General features: G+C 70.5%; 7 protein-coding genes. 4 read left to right on the forward strand and 3 right to left on the reverse strand.

The annotated features are described in order from the left end of the window. Positions 1–97: 97 nt before the first annotated feature. From gltX to AB0K36_RS25570, 3 genes are all read right to left on the reverse strand, one after another. Positions 98–1573 (reverse strand): glutamate--tRNA ligase, encoded by a 1476-nt coding sequence (gltX, locus tag AB0K36_RS25560; RefSeq protein ID WP_364598610.1) that lies wholly within the window; start codon positions 1571–1573, stop codon positions 98–100. Next, the gene (locus tag AB0K36_RS25565) at positions 1566–2339 is read right to left on the reverse strand and encodes a fumarylacetoacetate hydrolase family protein (protein ID WP_364598613.1); all 774 of its coding nucleotides are present in this window, start codon (positions 2337–2339) and stop codon (positions 1566–1568) included. Before AB0K36_RS25565 ends, gltX begins: the two co-directional genes overlap by 8 nt. Before the next feature lie 122 nt (positions 2340–2461). Then, positions 2462–2635, reverse strand: coding sequence for a hypothetical protein (locus AB0K36_RS25570; protein ID WP_307708476.1), 174 nt, complete (start codon positions 2633–2635; stop codon positions 2462–2464). 578 nt (positions 2636–3213) lie between these two features. Between AB0K36_RS25570 and AB0K36_RS25575 the strand changes: the two genes are divergently transcribed. The 4 genes from AB0K36_RS25575 to AB0K36_RS25590 form a co-directional block, all read left to right on the forward strand. Then, positions 3214–6897, forward strand: a complete 3684-nt coding sequence (locus tag AB0K36_RS25575; protein ID WP_364598616.1) for a sensor histidine kinase — start codon at positions 3214–3216, stop codon at positions 6895–6897. Positions 6898–6906: 9 nt separating this feature from the next. After that, on the forward strand, positions 6907–7320 hold the full coding sequence (locus AB0K36_RS25580) for a roadblock/LC7 domain-containing protein (protein ID WP_005311457.1): 414 nt from the start codon (positions 6907–6909) through the stop codon (positions 7318–7320). A gap of 139 nt (positions 7321–7459) precedes the next feature. Beyond that, positions 7460–7864, forward strand: coding sequence for a DUF742 domain-containing protein (locus tag AB0K36_RS25585; protein ID WP_005311458.1), 405 nt, complete (start codon positions 7460–7462; stop codon positions 7862–7864). Then, the coding region (locus AB0K36_RS25590; protein WP_364598619.1) for an ATP/GTP-binding protein at positions 7845–8086 on the forward strand (242 nt) is incomplete at its 3' end. The genes AB0K36_RS25585 and AB0K36_RS25590, both read left to right, overlap by 20 nt.

Genomic DNA, 8086 nt, shown 5'->3' on the forward strand with positions numbered 1-8086 from the left:
TCGGGATCGTCCCGACCCTAGTGGTGCGCTCCGACAACGCCGAGGGGGCGGTGGCCTTCCACGGCCACCGCCCCCTCGGACGCGAAGAGAGAGTTCCTTACGCGGCGAGCTTCGCCAGCGCCGCGTCGATACGGGCGAGGGTCTTGTCCTTGCCCAGGATCTCCAGGGACTCGAAGAGCGGCAGGCCGACCGTACGGCCGGTCACCGCGACGCGGACCGGGGCCTGGGCCTTGCCGAGCTTGAGGCCGTGCTCCTCACCGGCGGCCAGGACGGCCTCCTTGAGGGACTCCGCGCTCGACCAGTCGGCGGTCTCCAGCTTGGCGCGGGCCGTGGTGAGCAGCGCCACCGGGTCCCCCTTCATCGCCTTCGTCCACGACGCCTCGTCCTCGACGGGCTCGTCGAGGAAGAGGAAGTCGACGTTCGCCGTGATGTCGGAGAGGACCGTCAGCCGGGTCTGGGCGTGCGGGGCGATGGCCTCCCAGGCGGCGCGGTCGAAGTTCTCCGGCGCCCAGTTGGCGTGCGGGGCCTTCAGCCACGGCTCGCAGGCCTCGGTGAACGCCTTCACGTCGAGCATCCGGATGTGGTCGGCGTTGATCGCCTCGGCCTTCTTCAGGTCGAAGCGGGCCGGGTTGGCGTTGACGTCCGCGAGATCGAACTTCGCGACCATCTCGGGGATGGTGAAGATGTCCTGGTCGGCCGAGAAGGACCAGCCCAGCAGGGACAGGTAGTTCAGCAGACCCTCGGGGAGGAAGCCGCGCTCCCGGTAGAGGTTGAGGGACGCCTGCGGGTCGCGCTTGGAGAGCTTCTTGTTGCCCTCGCCCATGACGTACGGCAGGTGCGCGAAGGACGGGATCTCCTTGGCGATGCCGAGCTCGATCAGCGCCTTGTAGAGCGCGATCTGCCGCGGGGTGGAGGACAGCAGATCCTCGCCGCGCAGGACGTGGGTGATCTCCATCAGCGCGTCGTCGACCGGGTTGACGAGCGTGTAGAGCGGGGCGCCGTTGGCACGGACGATGCCGTAGTCCGGGACGTTGTCCGGGGTGAAGGTCAGTTCGCCGCGGACGAGGTCCGTGAAGGTGATCGGCTCCTCCGGCATCTTGAAGCGGACGATCGACTCGCGGCCCTCCGCCTCGTACGCCGCCTTCTGCTCTGCGTTCAGCGTGCGGCACTTGCCGTCGTAGCCGGAGGGCTTGCCGGCGGCGCGGGCGGCGTCGCGGCGGGCCTCGAGCTCCAGGGCCGTGCAGTAGCAGTGGTAGGCGTATCCGCCGGCCAGCAGCTTCTCGGCGACGTCCTTGTAGATGTCCATCCGCTGCGACTGGCGGTAGGGCGCGTGCGGGCCGCCGACCTCGGGGCCCTCGTCCCAGTCGAGCCCGAGCCAGCGCATCGAGTCGAGCAGCTGGTTGTAGGACTCCTCCGAGTCACGGGCCGCGTCGGTGTCCTCGATGCGGAAGACCATGGTGCCGCCGGTGTGCCGGGCGTAGGCCCAGTTGAACAGGGCGGTACGGACCAGGCCCACATGGGGGTTGCCGGTCGGGGAGGGACAGAAACGTACGCGGACGGAGCCGTTAGCCACGCTTGATCACCTTGTTGGTGAGAGTGCCGATACCTTCGATGGTGACGGCGACCTCGTCGCCGACGTTGAGCGGGCCCACCCCCGCGGGGGTGCCCGTGAGGACGACGTCGCCCGGGAGCAGCGTCATGGCCTCGGTGATGTGCACGATCAGGTCCTCGACGGACCGGACCATCTCGCTGGTGCGGCCCAGCTGGCGCTGCTCGCCGTTGACGGTGCACTGGATCGTCACGTCGGCCGGGTCGAGGCCGGTCTCCACCCAGGGGCCGAGCGGGCAGGAGGTGTCGAAGCCCTTGGCCCTGGCCCACTGCTTCTCGCGCCGCTGAGCGTCGCGCGCGGTGACGTCGTTGGCGCAGGTGTAGCCGAAGATGACGTCCTTGACGCGTTCGCGCGGGACCTCACGGCACATCCGGCCGATGACGACGGCGAGCTCGGCCTCGTGGTGCAGCTCGTCGGAGAACGAGGGGTACTCGATGGCGTCGCCGGAGCCGATCACCGAGGTGGTGGGCTTGAAGAAGGCGACGGGTACGTCGGGGACCTCGTTGCCGAGCTCCGCCGCGTGCTCCGCGTAGTTGCGGCCGATGGCCACGACCTTGTTGGGGAGCACGGGCGGCAGCAGACGGACCTTGCTCAGCGGGACCTTGGTCCCGGAGAGCTCGAAGTCGGCGTACGGAATGCCCTTGATGATGTCGAGGACAAGGCCCTCTGGGCCGTCCTCGACCGCGCCGAAGGCGACATTGCCGTCGATGGAGAACCTGGCGATGCGCACGGGATGCTGTCGCCCCTCTTTACTTGGTCGCTGGCCGGAGACTGACGCTCCAGGCTAACGCGGCGAGGGAGGCCCGACCTGCTGCGTCACCGTGTACGTGACGGCGGTGATGACACCGGCGGTCAGCGGACCGGGGCGTCCATGAGGATCGTGCGGCGGGGGTTGGCCGTCTGGGTGGGAAGATCGAGCGAGTGCTCCTGCTGCTCCGGCGTCTGCAGCTCCTCCGCGTCCTTGAGGTGGGCGAGGGTGGTGCGCCGGGGGTTGGCTATGTTGCGGAACATCATCGTCGTCTTCATGTGGTGTGTCTGACCTTGTCCGAGTGCGGGCGCTACTGAGGAGCGCGGTTGACGGATTGCCCATCCTTGTAAAGCGTCAGGCTAAACATCGGATTCCCGTCGAATGCCAGGAAGACTCAACGATCACCGTGTGAGTTTGCTCACGAGGAGACGGGCAAATCAGGCAATCCGGACCCCCGGTCGCGCATGCGGAACCGGACATTAAGCCACTGAAGCCCTCATTCCGCTCCTGATCATCGCGACTGGGACACCCCCTCCCCCTAAGCGACTCGTAGCCGGACGCCCGTTTTGCCCCGGAACGACCTCCACGACTTGTGACCGCACGCTTACATCGTGTCATCCAGGTCACAGGCCGGTACGTGGCCCTTGTTGGAGATCCGGCACTGTGCTGGAATTCCACGAACCGCCGCGGGTTCGAACCGGCGCGCAAGGGCGCAACGCAGCGCCGAGTTGCGGCGGGGAAGGGGGAGCAGCGCCGGTCACTCACGACCACCATGGGGCTCGATCATTGCCCCACGACGCCGACACCGTCCCGCCGTACAAGCGGAGGGACGCCTGGTCCAGAGGTTGCGACGCTAGTGCAGGGACGTTTCAAGAGGGATGGCAACAGCGCGGCGGAACAGGAGCCGCGCGGCGGGACCGACCGCGGCTCCTCGCCCCAGCACACCCACAACCAGGGACCGGCGGCCCCCGGCGACGGCGGTGAGCGCGCAGGCCGCGCCGGCGCCAAGACGTCCGGTGCCAAGGCCTCCCCGGCCGACGGCGCCGGCTCACCGGCCAGGCCGAAGGGCCCCACGGACACCGGTTCGCGAATAGCGCTGCGCAACTGGCGCATCAGCACGCGCCTGGTGTCCCTGCTCACCCTGCCGGTCGTCGCGGCGACCACGCTGGGCGGACTCCGTATCAACGAGTCCATGGACGACATGAAGCAGCTGGACCACATGCAGCTGCTCACCAAGATGACGACGGAAGCGACCGAGCTGGCGCACGCGCTCCAGCAGGAGCGTGACCTCTCCGCCGGCCCGCTGGCCAACGGCTCCGTCGACACCGACTTCAAGGTCTCCGGCCCGCGTACCCAGACCGACCGCGCCCGCAAGGCCTTCCTCGAGGCCACCCGTTCCATCCCGAACAAGGACGACGACGAGGCGCTGGAGTCGATCCGCGCCAACGCGAACCAGATCGCCGTCCAGGTCAACAACCTCAACACCATCCGGAACACCGCCTACAAGGGCAGGGTTCCGAAGTCGCAGACGGTGGAGGGCTACAGCCGTCTGATCGAGTCGCTGCTCAGCCTGTCCCAGGACATGGCCCAGGCGACCAGCAACCCGGAGATGATCAAGCGCACGCGCGCCCTGGCGGCGTTCTCCTCCGCCAAGGAGTACGCGTCGATCCAGCGCGCCATCATCGCCGCGGCCCTCCCCGGCGGCGACGACGCCGCGACGCCCGGCCTCACGGAGAACGACCGCCTCTACGGACAGGCGGCGCTCGAGAACGGTGAGACGGAGCTCAAGAGCTTCAAGGCGATCTACGAGTCCACCGGCGGTGACTCCGAGGAACTGACGGCGCCGCTGGAGAACGAGAACCCGACGATCACCGCGGCCGAGCAGTACGCCAAGCGCGTCCTGGAGAACGAGGACGGCCTCGCGCAGCTGCCGATCCGTTCCCACCTGGACTGGACCGACGACTACTCGGTCCGCATCAACGCGATGAAGACCATCGAGCAGACGCTGCTCGGCCAGATGGAGGCCGAGGCGCGCAAGCTGCGCGAGGCTTCCCAGCAGGACGCCATCATCAACGGTGCGCTGATCCTCATCGTCCTCGGTGTGTCCCTCGTCGGCGCGTTCGTCGTGGCCCGCTCCATGATCCGTTCGCTGCGCCGGCTCCAGGACACCGCGACCAAGGTCGCCCAGGACCGTCTGCCCGAGCTGGTCAAGCAGCTCTCGGAGTCCGACCCGCAGGACGTCGACACCTCCGTCGAGTCCGTCGGTGTCCACTCCCGCGACGAGATCGGCAAGGTGGCCGCGGCCTTCGACGACGTGCACCGTGAGGCGGTCCGCCTCGCCGCCGAGCAGGCGCTGCTGCGGGGCAACGTCAACGCGATGTTCACCAACCTCTCGCGCCGCAGCCAGGGTCTTATCCAGCGCCAGCTCTCGCTCATCTCCGAGCTGGAGTCGCGCGAGGCCGACCCGGACCAGCTGTCCTCGCTGTTCAAGCTCGACCACCTCGCGACCCGTATGCGCCGGAACGGCGAGAACCTCCTCGTCCTCGCGGGTGAGGAGCCGGGTCGCCGGTGGACCCGCCCCGTGCCGCTGGTCGACGTGCTCCGTGCCGCCGCCTCCGAGGTGGAGCAGTACGAGCGCATCGAGCTGGCCTCCGTGCCCGCCACCGAGGTCGCGGGCCGCGTCGTCAACGACCTCGTGCACCTGCTCGCCGAGCTGCTGGAGAACGCGACCTCGTTCTCCTCGCCGCAGACCAAGGTCCGGGTCACCGGCCACGCGCTGCCCGACGGCCGCGTCCTGGTCGAGATCCACGACACCGGCATCGGCCTCTCCCCCGAGGACCTCGCCGCGATCAACGAGCGACTGGCGTCGCCGCCTACCGTGGACGTCTCGGTCTCCCGCCGCATGGGTCTGTTCGTGGTCGGCCGGCTGTCCCTGCGACACGGCATCCGCATCCAGCTGCGTCCCTCCGACTCCGGCGGCACGACCGCGCTGGTCATGCTGCCCGTCGATGTCGCCCACGGCGGCAAGAAGGCTCCGGCGAAGCCCGGTACGGGTGGCCAGGGCGCCGCCGCGCCGGCCGGCGGCGGTGCTCCGGCCGGTCTGCCCGGCCGTCCCGGTGGACCCGGCGGTGGCCGTCCCGGCCTCGGCGGCGGCAACGGAGGCGGCGGCAACAGCGGCGGCCCGCTCGGCGGTGCCCCCGCCGGCGCCGGAAATGCTTCCGGCAACCGGCTCGGTGCCGGTGCGGCTCGCGGCCAGGTCGGCGCCGGTTCGGCTCCGCGCGCCGCGCTGCCCGGCCGTGACGACTCCGGCCGTCCGGCCCAGGGCATGCACAGCGCCCCGGGCACGCAGGGCGGCCAGGGTCAGCAGGGCCAGGGCGGCAGGCCCGGCCAGACGCAGGACGGCCCCCGTCAGGGCGGCGCGTTCGGCGGCGGCCGTGGTCCGCAGGGTGCTCCCGCGCGGAACGAGGCTCCCCAGAACGGTTTCCAGAAGGGTGCGGCGCCCGCCGCGGGCGACCGCGGCCGTCAGCTGCCCCCGCCCGGCGGTCCCCGTGCCGAGCTGCCCGGCGGCCCCGCGCCCCGGCGCGACGAGCCCGTGCCGCCGCGGCCGCAGCGCCCGCAGACCACCAGCTGGGGCAGTGACCAGCCGTCGCAGCCGCAGCGTCCGTCCGCGGACGCGCCGCGCGGTCACGAGGACCACGACAGCAACCGGGGTCCGGGATCGACCGCCGAGTTCGCGCGGCCCGACTACAACGCCGGTCCGCCGCCGGCCGGCCTCCCGGCCGGTCCCTCCTCGACGGGGCAGTTCGTGCGCCCCGACGTGTACGGGGCGTCGAACCAGTCCTCCGCCGGGAACCAGTCCTCCGCCGGGAACCAGTCCTCCGCCGGCCAGTACGGCCGTCCGGCGGCGCAGGACCCGGCGTCCACCGCCCAGTTCGCCCGCCCGGACTTCGGAGCGCCGCAGCTGCCCGCTCCGCAGCGTCGGGACGAGTCGAGTTTCGCGCCGCCGCGTCCGGCGGCCGGGCTGCCCGCCCCGCAGCAGCCGGAGGCCCTGCCCCCGGCCGGGCCCGGTGACGGCCGTACCCCGCTGTACGACACCCTGGAGACCAACTGGTTCCGCGGTGTGCAGGGGGGCGGCCGGCCCGCCGACGAGCAGCCGGTACCGGCGGAGCGTCCCGCTCAGCCGGCTCCGCAGCGCACACCCGCGCCGAGCCCGGCGACCCCGGGCAACGCGTCCCATGCGAGCGGTGCCTGGCGCTCCTCGCCCAACGACGAGTTGGTACGTCAGGCCGAGCGGGTCAGGAAGCCCGCGGCCGGCGGCGTCACCACCTCCGGCCTGCCCCGGCGGGTCCCGCGCGCCAACCTCGTGCCGGGCACCGCTCAGGAGCAGAACCACCAGGCCGGTCCGCAGGTTTCGCGTGCACCCGACGATGTGCGTGGCAGGCTGACCAATCTCCGCCGAGGCATCCAGCAAGGCCGTCAGCAGAACAGCTCGACGACCGGAAGCTTCAACCTCGGCCCCTCTCACCAGCAGGAGCGTTAGTTGAGCCCGATGAGCCAGGCGGCGCAGAATCTGAACTGGTTGATCACCAACTTCGTGGACAACACCCCAGGGGTGTCGCACACGGTGGTGGTCTCCGCCGACGGTCTTCTGCTGGCGATGTCAGAAGGTTTCCCGCGCGACCGCGCCGATCAGCTGGCGGCCGTGGCCTCCGGTCTGACGTCGCTGACCGCGGGCGCCTCCCGGATCTTCGAAGGCGGTCCGGTGAGCCAGACCGTCGTGGAGATGGAACGGGGGTTCCTCTTCCTCATGTCGGTCTCCGACGGGTCCTCGCTGGCCGTGCTCGCGCACCCCGACTGCGACATCGGCCTCGTGGGCTACGAGATGGCGCTCCTCGTGGACCGTGCGGGCAGCGTCCTCACTCCGGACCTGCGCGCCGAACTCCAGGGAAGCCTTCTGCACTGAGCCCGGGCCGCGAGCCGTACCCCACGCACAGGCTCGCGGCAATCAGTCATCGCACCGTCACCAGCACGGCCGCCAAAGGCCCCCCACCGGCCCAACCAGACGGCACAGCCGACCACTTGCTGTCACGCCCGGAGGATTCATGACCCCGCCACCCGCCTCTCACGATCCGTACGGTACGTCGGTAGACGCGTACGGGGACGAGGGCGACCAGCCGCTGGTACGTCCGTACGCCATGACCGGCGGCCGGACCCGGCCGCGCTACCAGCTCGCCATCGAGGCGCTGGTCAGCACGACGGCCGATCCGGCTCTGCTCGCCGGGTTGCTTCCCGAGCACCAGCGGATCTGCCATCTGTGCCGGGAGGTCAAGTCCGTCGCCGAGATCTCGGCGCTGCTGTCGATGCCGCTCGGTGTCGCGCGGATCCTTGTCGCCGACCTGGCGGAGGCCGGCATGGTGGCCATTCACCAGCCGGGCAACGGAGAGGCCGGCGGCACGCCGGATGTGACACTGCTCGAAAGGGTGCTCAGTGGACTTCGGAAGCTCTAGCGGCGGTTCGGCCCGGTCGACGACCTCCGCGAAGATCGTGGTGGCGGGCGGCTTCGGCGTGGGCAAGACCACGTTCGTCGGCGCCGTCTCGGAGATCAACCCGCTGCGTACCGAGGCCGTGATGACGTCCGCGTCGGCGGGCATCGACGACCTCACCCACACCGGGGACAAGACGACGACCACCGTCGCCATGGACTTCGGCCGCATCACCCTCGACCAGGA

Origin of the sequence: Streptomyces kurssanovii, assembly GCF_040677245.1 — a bacterium.
Lineage (GTDB): Bacteria > Actinomycetota > Actinomycetes > Streptomycetales > Streptomycetaceae > Streptomyces > Streptomyces kurssanovii.